Source organism: Micromonospora sp. NPDC048907 (assembly GCF_055586885.1).
On record NZ_JBVJHI010000013.1, the window covers coordinates 37064 to 53164 of the forward strand.

Annotated in this window: 19 protein-coding genes and 1 tRNA gene; 12 read left to right on the forward strand and 8 right to left on the reverse strand. The window is 74.2% G+C overall.

Annotated features, from left to right (window positions below; genetic code table 11):
- Window positions 1-4 precede the first annotated feature (4 nt).
- From ACZ6PY_RS29785 to ACZ6PY_RS29795, 3 genes are all read right to left on the reverse strand, one after another.
- Window positions 5-2227, reverse strand: coding sequence for a hypothetical protein (locus ACZ6PY_RS29785; RefSeq protein WP_466078419.1), 2223 nt, complete (start codon window positions 2225-2227; stop codon window positions 5-7).
- Between the two features lie 67 nt (window positions 2228-2294).
- Window positions 2295-3854 (reverse strand): tetratricopeptide repeat protein, encoded by a 1560-nt coding sequence (locus ACZ6PY_RS29790; protein WP_466078422.1) that lies wholly within the window; start codon window positions 3852-3854, stop codon window positions 2295-2297.
- 48 nt (window positions 3855-3902) lie between these two features.
- On the reverse strand, window positions 3903-4373 hold the full coding sequence (locus ACZ6PY_RS29795; RefSeq protein ID WP_151462027.1) for a MarR family winged helix-turn-helix transcriptional regulator: 471 nt from the start codon (window positions 4371-4373) through the stop codon (window positions 3903-3905).
- 50 nt (window positions 4374-4423) lie between these two features.
- On the opposite strand from ACZ6PY_RS29795, the gene ACZ6PY_RS29800 reads away from it, so the two are divergent.
- Both ACZ6PY_RS29800 and ACZ6PY_RS29805 read left to right on the forward strand, forming a co-directional pair.
- Window positions 4424-4945 (forward strand): VOC family protein, encoded by a 522-nt coding sequence (locus tag ACZ6PY_RS29800; RefSeq protein WP_466078425.1) that lies wholly within the window; start codon window positions 4424-4426, stop codon window positions 4943-4945.
- A 24-nt stretch (window positions 4946-4969) separates the two neighbouring features.
- Window positions 4970-5878 (forward strand): hypothetical protein, encoded by a 909-nt coding sequence (locus tag ACZ6PY_RS29805; protein WP_466078428.1) that lies wholly within the window; start codon window positions 4970-4972, stop codon window positions 5876-5878.
- On the opposite strand, the gene ACZ6PY_RS29810 is transcribed toward ACZ6PY_RS29805, so the two are convergent.
- Together ACZ6PY_RS29810 and ACZ6PY_RS29815 are read right to left on the reverse strand one after the other, a co-directional pair.
- The gene (locus ACZ6PY_RS29810) at window positions 5838-6362 is read right to left on the reverse strand and encodes a potassium channel family protein (protein WP_466078431.1); all 525 of its coding nucleotides are present in this window, start codon (window positions 6360-6362) and stop codon (window positions 5838-5840) included. The two genes, ACZ6PY_RS29805 and ACZ6PY_RS29810, sit on opposite strands and share 41 nt — an antisense overlap.
- A gap of 108 nt (window positions 6363-6470) precedes the next feature.
- The gene (locus ACZ6PY_RS29815) at window positions 6471-6650 is read right to left on the reverse strand and encodes a DUF4236 domain-containing protein (protein WP_151462021.1); all 180 of its coding nucleotides are present in this window, start codon (window positions 6648-6650) and stop codon (window positions 6471-6473) included.
- 248 nt (window positions 6651-6898) lie between these two features.
- Between ACZ6PY_RS29815 and ACZ6PY_RS29820 the strand changes: the two genes are divergently transcribed.
- The 7 genes from ACZ6PY_RS29820 (at window position 6899) to ACZ6PY_RS29850 (ending at window position 12355) form a co-directional block, all read left to right on the forward strand.
- Complete coding sequence (locus ACZ6PY_RS29820; protein ID WP_349881247.1) at window positions 6899-6976, forward strand: putative leader peptide; 78 nt, start codon at window positions 6899-6901, stop codon at window positions 6974-6976.
- A gap of 141 nt (window positions 6977-7117) precedes the next feature.
- Window positions 7118-8149 carry an ABC transporter substrate-binding protein gene (locus ACZ6PY_RS29825; protein ID WP_466078434.1) on the forward strand — a complete coding sequence of 344 codons (1032 nt, stop codon included), beginning with the start codon at window positions 7118-7120 and terminating at the stop codon, window positions 8147-8149.
- The gene (locus ACZ6PY_RS29830) at window positions 8146-8964 is read left to right on the forward strand and encodes an ABC transporter ATP-binding protein (RefSeq protein WP_466078437.1); all 819 of its coding nucleotides are present in this window, start codon (window positions 8146-8148) and stop codon (window positions 8962-8964) included. The genes ACZ6PY_RS29825 and ACZ6PY_RS29830 overlap by 4 nt, the downstream gene beginning before the upstream one ends.
- Complete coding sequence (locus ACZ6PY_RS29835; protein ID WP_466078440.1) at window positions 8957-9841, forward strand: ABC transporter permease; 885 nt, start codon at window positions 8957-8959, stop codon at window positions 9839-9841. The genes ACZ6PY_RS29830 and ACZ6PY_RS29835 overlap by 8 nt, the downstream gene beginning before the upstream one ends.
- A gap of 11 nt (window positions 9842-9852) precedes the next feature.
- Window positions 9853-11187: an LLM class flavin-dependent oxidoreductase gene (locus tag ACZ6PY_RS29840; protein WP_466078443.1), complete on the forward strand. Its 1335-nt coding sequence runs from the start codon at window positions 9853-9855 to the stop codon at window positions 11185-11187.
- Window positions 11184-11747: a flavin reductase family protein gene (locus tag ACZ6PY_RS29845; RefSeq protein ID WP_466078446.1), complete on the forward strand. Its 564-nt coding sequence runs from the start codon at window positions 11184-11186 to the stop codon at window positions 11745-11747. Before ACZ6PY_RS29840 ends, ACZ6PY_RS29845 begins: the two co-directional genes overlap by 4 nt.
- Entirely contained in the window at window positions 11744-12355 is a 612-nt protein-coding gene (locus ACZ6PY_RS29850; RefSeq protein ID WP_466078449.1) for a malonic semialdehyde reductase, read from the forward strand. Before ACZ6PY_RS29845 ends, ACZ6PY_RS29850 begins: the two co-directional genes overlap by 4 nt.
- Before the next feature lie 4 nt (window positions 12356-12359).
- Here ACZ6PY_RS29850 and ACZ6PY_RS29855 read toward each other — a convergent pair whose 3' ends face one another.
- Both ACZ6PY_RS29855 and ACZ6PY_RS29860 read right to left on the reverse strand, forming a co-directional pair.
- Window positions 12360-12815 (reverse strand): RrF2 family transcriptional regulator, encoded by a 456-nt coding sequence (locus ACZ6PY_RS29855; RefSeq protein WP_262284371.1) that lies wholly within the window; start codon window positions 12813-12815, stop codon window positions 12360-12362.
- A gap of 7 nt (window positions 12816-12822) precedes the next feature.
- Window positions 12823-13692, reverse strand: a complete 870-nt coding sequence (locus ACZ6PY_RS29860) for a helix-turn-helix transcriptional regulator (RefSeq protein ID WP_466078584.1) — start codon at window positions 13690-13692, stop codon at window positions 12823-12825.
- A 193-nt stretch (window positions 13693-13885) separates the two neighbouring features.
- Here ACZ6PY_RS29860 and ACZ6PY_RS29865 point away from each other — a divergent pair, with 193 nt between their 5' ends.
- Window positions 13886-14662, forward strand: coding sequence for an SDR family oxidoreductase (locus ACZ6PY_RS29865; protein ID WP_466078452.1), 777 nt, complete (start codon window positions 13886-13888; stop codon window positions 14660-14662).
- Between the two features lie 71 nt (window positions 14663-14733).
- Here the strand turns inward: ACZ6PY_RS29865 and ACZ6PY_RS29870 are convergent, their stop codons facing one another.
- A complete protein-coding gene (locus tag ACZ6PY_RS29870) occupies window positions 14734-15165 on the reverse strand; it encodes an SsgA family sporulation/cell division regulator (RefSeq protein ID WP_007457244.1) in 432 nt (143 codons plus the stop codon).
- 273 nt (window positions 15166-15438) lie between these two features.
- On the opposite strand from ACZ6PY_RS29870, the gene ACZ6PY_RS29875 reads away from it, so the two are divergent.
- A complete protein-coding gene (locus ACZ6PY_RS29875) occupies window positions 15439-15972 on the forward strand; it encodes a TIGR02611 family protein (protein ID WP_466078455.1) in 534 nt (177 codons plus the stop codon).
- A 50-nt stretch (window positions 15973-16022) separates the two neighbouring features.
- Window positions 16023-16097 (forward strand) — tRNA-Val (locus ACZ6PY_RS29880).
- Window positions 16098-16101: the final 4 nt, after the last annotated feature.

Here is a 16101-nt window from a genome sequence, read left to right on the forward strand (position 1 = left end):
GGCGTCAGCCGATCCGGGCGGCCAGGTCCCGCACGGCGGCCTGGTACGCCGTGCGGGTGTGGTACGGCCAGTGCCGTTCCAGCGGTGGTGGCACGGTGTCCGCCGGAGCGATGGTGAGGCTGCTCGGATCGCGGAGCCGGACGTCGACGGACCGCGTCTCCGGCACCTCGCAGGCCGCGGGCCCGCCCTGGGACGGGTGGAAGATGGGCCCGCCGACCGGGTCGGTGTCCCGCCACAGGTTGCGCCACCGCCAGTCGAGGCGGTCGCCCAGGTCGCACAGCGTCTGCGGGCCGAGGTAGGCGGGGTAGAGGCGCGTGTAGAGACGGCTCAACGGGGACCCGTGGGTCAGCAGCGCCACCCGGCGCAGGACGTCCGGCGGCAGCTGCAGGATCGTGGCCGCGGCCAGGACGGAGCCGTGGCTGTGTCCCGAGATGACCACCGTGCCGCGCGCGCCGAGCGCGGCGACCCGCTTGGCGAGTTCGGGCACGGCCCGGGCGGCGTAGCAGGGTGGCGCGAAGGGGTGGACGGTACGGGGCCAGAAGTCGCCGAGGTCCCACAGGGCGGCCACGGTGCGCCGCGTCTGCGCCGACCGGTAGGAGCGGAAGGCGAGGATCATGAGGCCGATGACGAGCAGGCTGATGAGCCAGACCCCGCCGTCGGTGACGTACGCGGTCAGCAGGGTCGCGTGCTCCGGTTCCGCGGTGAGCCGGCCCACGAGCTGGGTGGGCCCGATGCCGACCACGTCGAACGCGATGGTGGCCAGGCCCAGCGAGGACATCACGAGAAACGTGATCAGGATGGGCGCCAGTTCCTCGGCCACCCGGGATCTGGCGATGGTCTCCCGGACCTCCTCGCGCCGGTGCGTCTCCCGGGCCGGGACGTCCGGGTAGTCCCGCTCCACGATCCGCGTGGCGCGGCGCCGCCTCCGGCGCCGGGTGACCAGGAGCGTGAGGGAGGCGGAGGCGGTGGCGATCACCAGTGCGGCCAGGCCGGCCAGCGCGGCCCACCAGTAGGCGACGGGCGGGTCCAGGGGAGCGGCGTCCGACGGGTCCGGCCGGATCGGGCCGGGTACGGAGGCGCGGTCGAGGAAGTCGGCGACCCGGAAGACCAGGGCGGCGGCGAGGGCGCCGGCGACCGTGACCGAGGCCGCCGCCACGACCGGCATGCCGAGCCCGGCCAGGAAGGGCCGGCTGCCGGCCGCCCGGGGCGCGATCGTGGCGAGCGCGAGCGCCACCAGGAGGAGGCCCTGCGCCGCGATCAGGCCGCCGACCGTCCCCTCGTAGCCGGGCAGCTGCCCGGGCAGCAGACGGATGTCGCGGGCCAGGGCGGCGTAGCCGAGGCTCAGGAGGGTCACCGCGGCGGTCGCTGCCGACAACGGGCGCAGCACGCGGCGGACCGTCCGCGGGGTGGCCGGCACGGCCAGGCAGAGCAGCACCGCGCAGCAGGCGAGCAGGCCGAGGGCGGCGACGAACAGGATGCGGCCGGCGACGCCCTCCGCGGAGGAGATCCCGGCGAGCAGGCTGGCGTCCAGCGTGCCGGCGCCGATCGCCACGTGGATCCGCCGCAGCCACGCCGGCGTCCGCTCGTCGTCCCAGAACCCCGGCAGGCTGAGGCTCTCGTTGACCCGGAAGGGCTGGGGGCGGGACGGTGGCGCGCCGAACCCCTCGAACGCCCGCGCCGAGCGGGCGCCCAGGCGCCAGATGACGCGCAGCGCGAGCAGGGGGACGAGCGCGAGCAGGGCCAGCCGGGGGCCCATCGGCAGGGCGTGCAGCCAGGACAGGTAGGGGCGGCCTTCGCGGCACCGGTGGTAGGGCACGCACTGCCAGGCGACGAGGTCCAGCGTCACCCCGACGACGGAGAGCACGAACGCGGCCGTGAGGGTTCCGGCCAGCAGCCGGCACAGCACCGCGAACAGGGCGGACCGGTCGGTCGGTGTCGGGCGCAGCCGGAGCGCGAGGTTGCTCAGCATGAACGGCAGGAGCAACAGCATGGAGGCCGTCCGCACGGCGGCGCCGGCCGTCAGCGCACCCCAGCGGTACGCCTCGACGGCGATCCCGGCGGTGGCTCCGCCCGCCGGCCCGGCCCCGGGCCGGGGGCGGTAGAACCCGGCGTGGCCGTCCCCGGCGACCCGGTCCACGATCGGGTGGTCGAGGATCTTCTCCGCGGTCCCGCCGGACACCCCGTGCACTCTCAACTCGACGGTTTCGCCCTCCGGTCCGGTGCCCACGACGACAGCGTCACAGACCCACGGCGGGCCCACCGCCGATACGGCGCAAACCGCGGTGGACCGACGGTCAGCGGCGCCGTTTCGTGCAGACCGGGCCGGTCCGCGCGACGCTGTCGGTGGACCAGACCAGCGCGACCGTGAAGCAGTAGTCGGTGGTGCGGTCGAGGCCGTAGGCGATGTAGTCGACGGAGCCGGCGGGCAGGGTCAGGAAGGTGCGCTGCGGCTGCCCGGAGCGGCCACCGGCGACCACCACGGGCCCCTCGGCTCCGGCCGGGTAGGTCCAGCTCAGCACGATGCTGTCCCGCCGGTCGGTCAGGGTGAGCCGCCCGGGTGGGGTGCCGGGCGAGGCGGCCGGCGCGGCGGTCGGCGTGTCGGCGGTGGGACCGGCCGACGAGGCCTGCCCGGTCGGCGCGGGCACCGGGGCGTCCCGCCCGCCGTCCACCCGGGACACCCCGGCGATCACGGCGATGGTGCCGAGCAGCAGCGCCACCACCACCCCGGCCACCACGAGCGGCAGCCACGGCGTGTTCCGGCGCTCGGCGGCGGGCGGCCGGGGCACGTGCACCGGCAGGTAGCGCGACGGCGCCTCGGGCTCGGCGGTCGGGGGCACCCGGCGTACGCCCGCCGGCTCGGCGTCGGTCAGGCCGACCACGGTCGGCGGCAGCGCGCTCTCCCCGGGCCGCCAGGGCTCGTCGGCCGGCTCGTCCGGCGGCCACGGGTAGTCGGCGAACGCGTCGTCGTCCGCCTCGGGCGGGGTGCGGGGCGTCGGCACGTGCGGGCCCTCGGCCCGGTCCGGCGGGCGGTAGAGCGGCGTCTCGACCGGGTCGTCGAGCGTCGGCGGCTGGTAGGGCGGCAGGTCGGGCGGCCCCTCGGCGGGCGGGGGGACCCGGGCGGCCGGCACCACCGGGGTCTCCCGGGGCGGTGGCTCCGCCGCGCAGACGTGGTCCGGGTCGGCCGCGGCCCGGGCCAGCCCGGCGACCTGGGTGGCCAGCGGGTCGTCGGCGGCCAGGTGCTCCCGGCACAGCTCCTCGGCGAGGGTCAGGTGTTCGTGAGACTCGGCGTAGCGGCCGCAGTCGCGTTCCATGGCGCCGAGCTTGGCCAGCATCTTGATGCCGCTGGGGTGGCCGTCGCCGTAGACCTCCCGGTGCAGCTCCCAGGCGTCCTGCAACCGGTCGCGGGCCACGTCGCACTGGCCGCGGGCGTACTCCACCGTGGCCAGGTCGGCGTGCGCGGCCAGCACCCGCTGCGACTCGGGCCCGTCGCGGGCGGTCAGCTCGATGATGACGTCGGAGTAGAGCCGAGCGGCGCGGGCGTCGCTGCCGACCCGGTGCAGCACCGCGGCCAGGGTCGCGGCGGCGGTGACCGTGCGCTCGTCGGAGCGCCCGAACAGCCGGGTGGTCGCCGCGTACGCGAACGCGGCCCAGCCGCGCGCGGAGTGCGGTTCGCCGAGCGCCACGAGCACCCGGGCCTGGAGGCCGGCGGCCTCGGCCAGCTCGGCGGAGGCGTTGGCGGGGCGGGGATCGGCGTCGCTCAGGGCGTCGGCGAGCAGTTGCTGGGCACCGGTGAGGTCGCCTTCGGACACCAGGTGGTGCGCCTGGACAGTCAGGTCAGCGAAGCCGGAGGACACGCCCCATCGTGCTCATCCGACGACGGTAAGTACAACCCCCGCTGTGGATCAGTTTGGTCGCGATCCGGTCAGGTGGTCGGCGAGGGTCTCGCTGATCCGCCGGAGCTGGTCCACCTGGGCCGGGCTGAGCGCGTCGAACAGGTGCCGGCGTACCCCGGCGACGTGGCCGGGTGCGGCGGCGGCCAGGGTGGCGAAGCCGGCGTCGGTGAGGACGGCGAGCTGGCCGCGCCGGTCCGTGGCGCACTCCTCCCGGCGGATCCACCCGGCGGCCTCCAGCCGGGCGGCGGCGTGCGAGAGGCGGCTGCGGGAGGAGCCGGTGGCGTCGGCCAGGTCGCTCATCCGCAGCCGCCGGTCGGGGGCCTCGGAGAGCCGGACCAGGATCTCGTAGTAGGCGTGCGGCATCCCGGCGTCGCGTTGCAGCTCGCGGTCGAGGGTGTCCATCAGCGCGCGGGAGGCGGTGAGGAACGCCCGCCAGGTCCGCTGCTCGTCGGGGTCCAGCCACCGGGTCATGACGGCCATCATAGCGCAAGTCGTTGAACGCTCAACAAAACCGCGCTACCGTCGGTGGCATGGGAATCCACCGCCTCAACCACGCCGTCCTCTACGTCCGTGACCTCGACCGCAGCGTCGCCTTCTACCGCGAGGTGCTCGGCTTCCGCCCGGTGTCGATGACGCCGGACGGCTTCCGCGGCGCCGCGTTCCTCCAGGCCCCCGACTCCACCAACGACCACGACCTCGGGCTGTTCGAGATCGGCGCGGCCGCCGGTCCCTCCCCGGCCGGCCGGACCACCGTCGGCCTCTACCACCTCGCCTGGGAGCTGGACACCCTGGACGAGCTGGGCGCCACCGCCGAGCGCCTGGCCGCCGCCGACGCCCTGGTGGGCGCCTCGGACCACGGGACCACCAAGAGCCTCTACGGCCGCGACCCCGACGGGCTGGAGTTCGAGATCGTCTGGATCGTCCCGGCCGACCTGCTCGACGACGCGGCCCTCGCCGCCCGCAAGCGGATCGGCCCGCTCGACCTCGACCGCGAGCGGCAGCGCTACGGCGGTCAGACCCGCGGCGGCGTGGGGATCTCCGTTCCGGCCTGACCGTCCATGCGGTAGAACGGCAGCATGTCGACCGACGCCGTCCTGCGCGAGCTGCTCGTCCGGCAACTCGACCACTGGTTGCCCGCCGCGCTGCACCGTTCGCGGCGGGCCACCCTCGCCCTCGCGTACGCCGGGAGCGACGCCGGTGGCGCGGAGGCCGCGCTGCGGGTGGTGGCCGAGTTCGCCGACCGGCTGCGCGGCCGGCGGCTGACCGTGCTCGTGGTCGCCGACGGCGGCGCGGAGCTGCCGGCCCGGCTGGGCGCGGCCGAAGCCGCCCTGCCGGCGGACGTCGCCGTGCACGTGGTGCCCGGCCGGCCGGACCGGCTGCCGGTGGCGCTCAAGGCGGCCGGCGCGGCGGGCGCGCCGCTGTTCACCGTGGTCGACGGCGGCGAGCCCGACCCGGCCCTGCTGGCCGCCGCCGCGTCCGGCCGCCCGGCCGAGGTGCTGCTGGTCACCGCGCCCGGCCGGTCGCTGCGCGCGGCGCTGACCGGGGCCGGGTTCCCGCTGGTCACCGAGGTCGAGCTGGTGCCGGCCGACGGCGGGCCGGCCCGGCTGTTCGGCTACGCGACCGGCTCCGACCGCGGCCTGGAGGCGGTCAAGGACGCGCTCTGGGCGGTCGACGAGTACGCGGGGGTGCGCTACCGCGACCCGGCCGATCCGGCGGGGCGGCTGCTCGACATCAGCCTCGACCCGGAACCCGGCCCGCTGCGCCGTGAACTGCTGGCCGAACTCGCCCGCTCGGGCCCGCGTACGGTGACCGAGCTGCGCCGCTTCGCCGCCACCTCGACGGTCTACCGGGCCGCCGACGCCAACCGGGCGCTCGCCTCGCTGCTCGCCGCCGGCGCGGTGTCCCGCGACCCCGAACACGGCCGGCTCGGCGGGGACGTGCTGGTCAGCGCCGCGTCGGGCGGGGCCGCCGGGTCATCTGCCTGACCACCATGGACGCCCCGGTGGCGATCACCCCGATGCTGAACACCATCTGCGCGCAGACCACCACGCGGGCGATCTGCCCCTCGGCGTTGACGTCGCCGTAACCGACCGTGGTGAGCGTGGCGAGCGCGAAGTAGAGCGCGTCGATCCGGGTGCGCAGGCCGTTGAACTCGGCCGGGCGGCTGTTCGCCACCACGTAGTCGGCCAGGGCGAAGACCAGCAGCCCGGCGATCAGGGCGACGGCGAGCCGGATCAGCGCCCGGGTCTCCGCGTCACCCGTCGGTGAGGTGGCGGCGAGCTGGCGGCGTACCTGGCCGGTGACCAGGAACGCGACAACGAGCACCAGGATCAGGGTGCCGGCGGAACGCAGGGCGAGGCGCAGGCCGTTCGGGTCCGGCTCGACGGGGACCACGAAGTAGGCGAGCAGCAGCAGCGCGACGGCCGCCGCGGCCCGCCGCCGCTCCCGCCGGAAGGACTGTTCCGCCACTCCGCGATTCTCCGTCGTGGCGGGGATCCCGTCGGCCGAACGGGAAAGGCCGCCCGACGCCGAGCGGGGTGCCGGTGAACCACCGGCACCCCGCGCGACCTCGGGACGTCACGCCCGGGTCTTGTCCTGCTTCCAGGAGAGCGGCCCCGGCAGGTCCACGCGGTGGGCGCGCGACCGCGAGTTCCACGACCAGCGACCGATCTTGATGCTCCAGGAGGAGAAGCCGTTCTCGGTGAAGTTCAAGATCAGCGGGCCGTACTTCTGCCGCTTGCGGAACACGATGCCCATCGCCGGGCTCCTCTCTCGTCGTCTCCCTGCCTCTGCGGGATCGAACATGCCCGAAACGGCGTTTCGCGAAACCCGTTCCGATCCGGTCTGGACGGTGCCTGCCCCACCCGTCAGAATCTCTATCCAACGGGTAGGTGTTAAGGGGCGGTAAATGCTGGTAGTGACGGGTGGTAACAAAGCCAGCGACGCAAGTCTCAATCTGTGGAAGGGCATTGACCGGCGCGGAGAACGGTCGGCAGCATGAGGTCATGTCGCAGCGGGACGAGCTTCTCCTCACCGCTCGCGTGCACGTCGACCTGGTCCGGCACGCGAGCGCGCTCTGTTGAGCTGACCGCTTCCGGTCGTCACATCTCCTCCGCTCGTCCGCTCCCGTCGCCGGCGCACCGTGGCCCGGCCGGCAGCGGCGTGCTCTCGCGCCCCTCGCGGGCCCTCGCCACCGCATCGTGGACAGATCAGGAGACCTCTCCATGCCCTCGACCCGTCAGTCGCCGCGGCGTACCCTCGCCGCCGCCGTCACCCTGCTCGCCCTCACCGCCGCCGCGGGCTGCGGCGCCGACGCCGCCGCCGGCGGCAAGCAGACCACCGAGCTGCGCTACCAGGGCTCGGTCGGCCAGGTGACCCTTCCCGAACTCGCCGCCGACCTCGGCTACCTCGGCGACGTCAGGCTCGACTGGATCGGCAACGTCACCGGCGGCCCCGCCGACATCCAGGCCACCGCCACCGGCCAGACCGACTTCGGTGGCGCCTTCAACGGCGCCATCGTCAAGCTCCAGGCCGCGCACGCGCCGATCACCGCGGTGGTCGCGTACTACGGCTCCGACGCGCAGACCTTCCAGGGCTACTACGTTCTCGACGACAGCCCGATCCGCGGTCCCCGCGACCTGATCGGGAAGAAGGTCGGCATGAACACCCTCGGCGCGCACGCCGAGGCGGTGCTCAAGACCTGGCTCGTCAAGGGCGGGCTGAGCCCCGCCGAGATCGCCAAGGTCGAACTGGTCGCGCTGCCCCCGGTCAACACCGAGCAGTCGCTGCGGCAGAAGCAGATCGACGTCGCCGTGCTCGGGGGCGTCATCCGCGACAAGGCGGTCGCCGCAGGCGGCGTCCGCACCATCTTCACCGACTACGAGCTGCTCGGCGCGTTCAGCGGGGGCAGCTACGTCTTCCGGGACGACTTCATCACGCGCAACCCGGCAACCGTCCGGGCCTTCGTCAGCGGGGTGGGCAAGGCCATCGAGTGGGCCCGCACCCAGCCCCGGGAGACCGTCGTGGCCCGGCTGGAGGCGATCATCGCGAAGCGCGGCCGCAACGAGGACCCGTCGCTGGTCCGGTACTGGAAGTCCACCGGCGTCGCCGGCACGGGCGGCGTGATCAGCGATCGCGAGTTCGGCACCTGGATCGACTGGCTGGCCGACTCGGGCGAGCTGAAGGGCGACCGGCCGAAGCCCGCCGACCTCTACACGAACAGGTTCAACGAGTTCGCCGGTGGGGGTGGCGCGTGAGCATCGACAAGATCCTCTTCGATCGGGTGACGAAGGTCTTCCCGGGCCGGCGGGGCAGCGGCGGCGCGGTCACCGCGCTCGACGAGCTGACCCTCGGCGTACGCCCCGGCGAGTTCCTGGTCGTCGTCGGCCCCAGCGGCTGCGGCAAGTCCACCCTGCTCGACCTGCTGGGCGGGCTCTCCGCCCCCACCGGTGGGCAGGTGCTGGTCGACGGCCGCCCGGTCACCGGGCCCGGCCTGGACCGGGGCATCGTCTTCCAGCAGTACGCGCTGCTGCCCTGGCGCACCGCCGCCGGCAACGTCGCGTTCGGACTGGAGGCCAAGGGCGTGCCGCGCGCCGACCGCGCCGACCTGATCGCCCACCACCTCGACCTGGTCGGGCTCGCCGGGTTCGCCGACCGCTACCCGCACGAGCTCTCCGGCGGCATGAAGCAGCGGGTGGCCATCGCCCGCAGCCTCGCGTACGACCCCGACGTGCTGCTCATGGACGAGCCGTTCGCGGCACTCGACGCGCAGACCCGCGACTCGCTCCAGGACGAGCTGGTCCGGATCTGGCAGGCCACCGGCAAGACGGTCGTCTTCATCACCCACGGCATCGACGAGGCCGTCCACCTCGGTCAGCGCGTCGCCGTGATGACCTCCCGCCCCGGGCGGATCAAGGAGGTCATCGACATCGAACTGGGTGACCGGGAGGCGGAGGAGGACCTGCGCTCCTCCGACGCGTTCCGGCACCACCGGCACCGGATCTGGACGCTGCTGCGCGACGAGGTGCGTGCCGCCCAGTCCGCCGTACGGGAGGAGGCCCGCGTTGGTTGACATCGCCGAACGGCCCGCGGGGGCGGCGGGCCGTCCCGCGCAGCCCCCGACACCGGCGGCCCGGACCGCCGGGACCCCGGCGGCCGCCGCGCCCACCCTGCCCGGGCGGCTGCTCGGGTTCGGCGGCCGGGCCCTGCACCGCAGCGTCGCGCTGCTGACCCTGGCCGCGGTCTGGGAGACCGCACCCCGGGCCGGGCTGGTCGACCGGGTCTTCCTGCCGCCGCTGTCCGAGGTGCTCACCGCCTGGTGGACGCTGCTGCGCACCGGGCAGCTCGCCGACCACGTCGGCGCGAGCCTGACCCGCTCGCTCACCGGGCTGGCCCTGGCGGTGGCCGCCGCCATCCCGCTGGGCCTGCTGATCGGCTGGTACCGGCCGCTCGCCGACCTGCTCAGCCCGCTGCTGGAGGTGTTCCGCAACACCGCCGCGCTGGCGCTGCTGCCGGTCTTCGTGCTCATCCTCGGCCTGGGCGAGACCTCCAAGATCGCCCTGGTGGTCTACGCCTGCTCCTGGCCGATCCTGCTGAACACCATCGCCGGGGTCAAGGGGGTGGACCCGCTGCTGGTCCGCTCGGCCCGCTCGATGGGGCTCAACCACCTGCGCCTGTTCCAGAAGGTGATCCTGCCGGCGGCCGTGCCGACCATCTTCACCGGCGTCCGGCTCGCCGGGGCGTACTCGATCCTCGTGCTGGTCGCCGCCGAGATGGTCGGCGCCAAGGCCGGTCTCGGCTACCTCATCAACTACGCGCAGTACAACTTCGCGATCCCCGACATGTACGCCGGGATCATCACGATCTCCGCCATCGGCCTGGTCGTCAACCAGCTCCTCGTCGCCGGGGAACGCCGCTTCTCCACCTGGCGCGTCGACGTCACCGCCTGAGAGGACCCCCCATGTCCCGAACCCTGCACCTCAACGCGTTCCTGATGGGCGTCGGCCACCACGAGGCGGCCTGGCGGCACCCGCGCACCGACCCGCGCCGGGTCGCCGACGTCCGGCACTTCCAGGAACTGGCCCGGATCGCCGAGCGGGGCACCCTCGACTCGGTGTTCCTCGCCGACGGGCTCGCCGTCGGACCGGCCGTCCGGCACAACATCCAGGCCGTCTTCGAGCCGCTCACCCTGCTCGCCGCGCTGGCCACGGTCACCGAGCACATCGGCCTGATCGCCACCGCCTCCACCACCTACAACGAGCCGTTCAACCTGGCCCGCAAGTTCGCCTCGCTGGACCACCTCAGCGGCGGCCGGGCCGGCTGGAACATCGTCACCTCGGCGCAGGCCCGGGAGGCCCGCAACTTCAACCTCGCCGACCACCCGGCGCACGCCGAGCGGTACCGCCGGGCCGCCGAGTTCGTCGACGTGGCGATCAAGCTCTGGGACAGCTGGGAGGACGACGCGCTGGTCCTCGACACCGCGGCCGGCGTCTTCGCCGACACCGACCGGGTGCACGAGATCGCGCACCGGGGCGACCGTTTCCAGGTGCACGGCCCGCTGAACACCCCCCGGCCGCCGCAGGGCCGGCCGCTGCTGGTCCAGGCCGGCTCGTCCGCCGACGGCATCGCGTTCGCCGCCCGCTACGCCGAGGCCGTGTTCACCGCCCAGCAGACCATCGCCGACGGTCAGGCGTTCTACGCCGAGCTGCGGCGGGCGACGGCCGCCGCCGGCCGCGACCCCGACGGGGTCAAGGTGCTGCCCGGTATCGCGCCGGTGATCGGGGGTACGGAGTCCGAGGCCCGTGCCCTCGCCGACGAACTGGAGGCGCTCATCGTGCCCGAGCACGCCCTCGCCCAGCTCTCCGGCATGACCGGTCTCGATCTCACCGGCCTGCCGCTGGACGGGCCGCTGCCCGACCTGCCCGACGTCACCGCGGTGCAGTCGCACCAGAGCCGCTACCAGCTCGTCGTCGACCTGGCCCGGCGGGAGAAGCTCACCATCCGGCAGCTCATCGGCCGGCTCGGCGGCGGTCGCGGGCACCGCGTCGTCGCCGGCACCCCCGAGCAGATCGCCGACCAGATCGAGCTCTGGTTCACCCAGGGCGCCGCCGACGGCTTCAACGTCATGCCACCCCTGCTGCCCCACGGACTGGAGGCCTTCGTGGACCACGTCGTACCGCTGCTGCGCCGGCGCGGCCTGTTCCGGCACGAGTACACCGGCCGGACCCTGCGCGAGCACTACGGCCTGCCCCGCCCGGCCAGCACCTGGGCCGACCGCGAGCTGGTGGGCGCGTGACCACCGTGGACCGGCCCGGGGCCGGCACCGTCGAGCTGCGTCCGGTCGACACCGGCACGTTCCGCGGACTGCTGCGGCGGCAGGCCTCCACGGTCACCGTGGTCACCACCCCCGGCCTGCACCGCGGCCGCCGCCTGCCGGCGCTGCCCCCGGCCGGATTCACCGCCACCTCGTTCACCTCGGTGTCGCTGGACCCGCCGCTGGTGTCGTTCTGCCTGGGCCGGGAGTCGTCGAGCTGGCCGACCGTGGCCCACGCCGAGCACGTGGCCGTGCACCTGCTCGCCTCCGGGCAGCAGGAGGTCGCGAAGATCTTCGCCACCAGCGGGATCGACCGGTTCGCCGCCCACCCCGGCTGGGAGACCGGACCGCTCGGGGTGCCGCTGATCGGCGACGCCCTGGCCGTGCTCCTCTGCCGGGTGGTCCGCCGGATCGAGGCCGGCGACCACACCCTCGTGCTCGCCGAGCCCCTGGCGCTCGGTGCCGGCGAGGACGGCGACCCGCTGGTGCACCACCGCGGCGGATACACCACCACCCTCGGGGCCTGGCCGGAGACGTGGTGAACGCACCCGCGACCGCGCTGCTCGCGCTCGACCGGGCCGCCCAGGACCTGCTGTTCCGGGCGGCCCGCACGGCCAACGCGTTCACCGACGAACCGGTCGACGAGGAGCAGGTCCGGGCCATCCACGACCTGGTCCGCAACGGCCCGACCGCCATGAACGCCCAGCCGCTGCGGGTGCTGCTGCTGCGCTCGGCGCCGGCCCGGGCCCGGCTGCTGCCGTACCTCAGCTCCGGCAACCGGGACAAGACGGCGGGCGCGCCGCTGACCGCGGTGCTCGCCGCCGACGTGGACTGGCACGACCGGCTGCCCGAGCTGTTCCCGCACCGGCCCGGCGCGCGGGACTGGTTCACCGGCGACCCGGCCGGCCGGGAGGCCCAGGCCCGGCTCAACGCCGCGCTGCAGATCGGCTACCTGCTGGTCGGGGTGCGCGCCGCCGGGCTGGCCGCCGGCCCGATGGCCGGGTTCGACACGGCCGGGGTGGAGCGGGAGTTCTTCCCGGACGGCCGGCACCGGGTGCTGCTGCTCATGAACATCGGCCGGCCGGCGCCGGACGCCTGGCGGGAGCGGCTGCCCCGGCTCGACTACGCCGAGGTGGTCAGCACCCTCTGAGGCGTCAGCGGGGCTCCCAGGCGTCGGGGCGGGCGATCAGCTTGCGGACGTGCCCCGGGAGCTTCCCGCTGGCCATCTCGGCCAGGCTCACCTCGTCGACCACCTGCCGGACGGCGGCGCGGACGGCCACCCAGAGCCGGGGCAGGTTCTCCGCCGCGCCCTCGTACCGCGTCTCCTCGGGGCGCAGCCCGCGTACCCCGGCGAGGGGGCCGTCGACGGCGCGCAGGATCTGCCCGATGGTGATGTCGCGCGGCGGGCGGGCCAGCGTGTAGCCGCCCTCGGCGCCGCGTTGGGCCCGGACGATGCCGGCCCGGCGCAGGTCGGCCAGGACCGCCTCGAGGAACTTGCGGGGCATGTCCTGCTCGGCCGCGATGGCCTGGGTGGACACCAGGGTGGGGTACGCGGTGGCCAGGCTCAGAGCGGCCCGGACCGCGTAGTCGCCGCGCGCGGAGATCTGCACCCTGCCATCATGCCCGCCCGGCGGGGGCGGGGGAGTCGGCGGGCGGGCGAGGGCGCACCATGCGGACGGGCAGTGGTTGCTCCCGGGCGGCCCGGAAGGCGCCCGGGCTCACCCCCACCTCCCGCGTGAAGAACCGACCGAAGTTGGTCGGCTCCGGGAAGCCGAGCCGGCGGCCGATCCGGGCGATCGGCTCGTCGGTGGCGGCGAGCAGCCGGCTGGCCTGCAACGCCACCCGCTCGTCGATCACCTGCTTGGCGCTGCGTCCGGTCACCGCCAGGCAGGCCCGGGTGAGGGTACGCACCGAGCAGCCGAGCTGGGCGGCGTAGTCCTCCACCCGCCGGGTGTGCCGGTAGCCGCGTTCCACCTCCCGGCACAGCCGGCGGAAGGTCTCCGTCTCGGACCGCGGCGTCGTCCGCTCCCGGGCGCCGGGCAGCAGGCTCAACCGCAGCAGCAGCACGGCGAGCTGGTGGCGCAGCAGCGCCACCGCGGCCGGAACGCCGGCGTGCCGGTCGGCGTCCACCGCCAGCTGGGTCACCTCGCTGATCACCGCGTCCTCGTCCTCGCCGGCCAGCTGCCGGTACGCGGGCACCGCGTCCGGGTCGACGTCCAGGCCGCGCAGCGTCTCCGGACCCCACCGCACCACCGTGGCGTCGAGCTGCGGGCCGAGGCAGCGCAGCACCTGACCGGGGCGGGCGCGCAGCAGCGTGCCCGGGCGGCAGGGCAGCGCGCGGAAGTCCAGCTCGGCGGTGCCGTGCCCGTGGGTGACCAGGATCAGCAGGTCGGCGTCGAGCAGGACCGGCCGGGACCAGCCGGACGCGGGCGCCAGGCCGGCGAGCGCACCGGTGACGATCTCGTCGGCGTCGACGGGAGCGGACAGGTCGGTGCGGATTGCCGGGGAGGGCTGACCGGTAGTGACCATCGTCCCGACGGTAACCGCCCGGCGCGCACGTTGCATCCCGACGGTTCCGGCCGGTCTTGTCGGCACTGACCAGGGACGGTTAGGTTACCGATCGGTAGCGCCGGGGTCGCCCGACCGACCCGCGGCCCCGCACACCGGCGATGGGATGGGCATGACGGATCTGTTCTCGGTCGAAGGCAAGACGGTGCTGGTCACCGGCGGCTCACGGGGGATCGGCCTGATGATCGCCCGGGGTTTCGTGCGCGCCGGCGCCAAGGTCATCATCTCCTCGCGCAAGGCCGACGTCTGCGAGACCGTGGCCAAGGAGCTCTCCGCCGAGGGGCACTGCGAGGCCATCCCCGCCGACCTCGGCCACGACGGGGGCGCGCTCGGGCTGGCGCAGGCCGTGCGGGACCGCACGGACCGGCTCGACGTGCTGGTCAACAACGCCGGCGCCACCTGGGGCGCGCCGCTGGAGTCCTACCCGGAGGCCGCGTTCGACAAACTGTGGGCGGTCAACGTCAAGGCCGTCTTCCGGCTCACCACCGCGCTGCTGCCCGCGCTGCGCGCCGCGGCGACCCCCGACGACCCGGCCCGCGTGATCAACATCGGCTCGATCGACGGCATCCGGGTGCCCTGGATGGAGGTGTACGCCTACTCGGCGACCAAGGCGGCCGTGCACATGCTCACCCGCAGCCTCGCCCACCAGCTCGCCGGCGAGCAGATCACCGTCAACGCGATCGCGCCGGGGCCGTTCGAGAGCAAGATGATGGCCTTCGCGCTGGACGACCCGGCCTCCCGGTCCGCCATCGAGCAGCAGGTGCCGCTGGGCCGCATCGGGCGTCCCGAGGACATGGCGGGCACGGCGATCTACCTGTCGTCGCGCGCCGGCGCGTACCTGACCGGGGCGGTGATCCCGGTCGACGGTGGGATCACCACGCACGGCTGAGGCGTACCCCGGGAATGACGGCCCGGGGCCGCGCGGACTCGGCAGATCCGCGCGGCCCCGGGTGTGCCGTGTCAGCGGCCGGCGAGCAGCCGGTTCACCGCCGTGTCGACGTCCAGGTGCTCGGCCTCGCGGCCGCGCGGGACGACGACGTAGGTCCGGCGCAGGAAGCGCACGAGCACGCTGCGCGGGACCTCGAAGAGGGCGTTGCCGTCCGGCGACGACAGCGCGAGCGCGACGAAGTCGCCGCGCGGGGTGGCCCACGGCCAGACCCGGACATCGCCGATGCCGGCCGGCTCGTCGAGACCGGTGACCAGCAGTTCGCGCGCGAACGACCAGCTCACCGCCTCGCCGCCGGCGGATTCGGCGTGGAACAGGACATGGACCGCATACGGGTCAGCAGGGTCGTAACGCAGACTGGCACGCACCGGCAAGGCGGTGGCGTCAGGCGCGACGAGCCTTAGCGACGTCTCGACCTCTACGGTCGTCGGTCGGATGACACTCATGGACGTTCTCCCCCCGGCACCGCTGCGGAACGCGCGTGTCCCGCTTTTCCCATACTCAGGTGCTGCTCCTGGCTACGCTCCGCCATACGCTGACTTCACCCAGTGGTGGGAAGGGGGTCGGAAAGCCTTCGAGAACATGAAAATTCTTGTAGGATTTCCGCTTCCGCCCGATCCGTCATCCCGCCCGGCAACGGGTGGTTCAGTCGTCGACTTACTCCGGTAACGTCCAGTCCTCAGCAGGGGTGACGGTCCCGGGCGACACTGGGGGTGGAAATGGTCACGAGGGGTTCCTCGGTGGAAGCGAGGACCACGGCCGGCCCACCGAAAGGTGCGGCCCGAGCAGCCAAAAGTCGGGGGTACGAGGTGCCTGTCGAAGGGGGTCCGGGGACCGCTGTCGCCGAGCGGCGCCACACCGGATGGCGGGGGCGCCTGCACACCACCCTCGAACTGATCCGGGCCAATCCCACCGGCCGGGTCGCCCTCAAGATCTTCATCGGCCTGCTCGGCGCCATCGTCGTCACCATCGGGATCGCCCTCATCCCGCTGCCCGGCCCCGGCTGGCTGCTGGTGATCGCCGGCCTCGGCGTCTGGGCCGTCGAGTTCCACTGGGCGCGACGGCTGCTCGCCTTCACCCGCCGGCACGTCAACGCGTGGACACGGTGGGCGACCAGCCGGTCGCTGCCCGTGCGGTGCGCCCTGGGGGCCGCCGGGCTGGTGTTCGTGTCGGTCGTGCTGTGGCTGTCGCTCAAGTACAGCCTCGGGATCGACCTCGTGGCGAGGGCCCTGCACTACCTCGCGACGCACTGAGACCCGGTTTTTGGTCCGCGGTCTCGATCAGGTAGAGTCATCGGCGCTGAGGGCGATTAGCTCAGCGGGAGAGCGCTTCGTTCACACCGAAGAGGTCACTGGTTCGATCCCAGTATCGCCCACCATAGA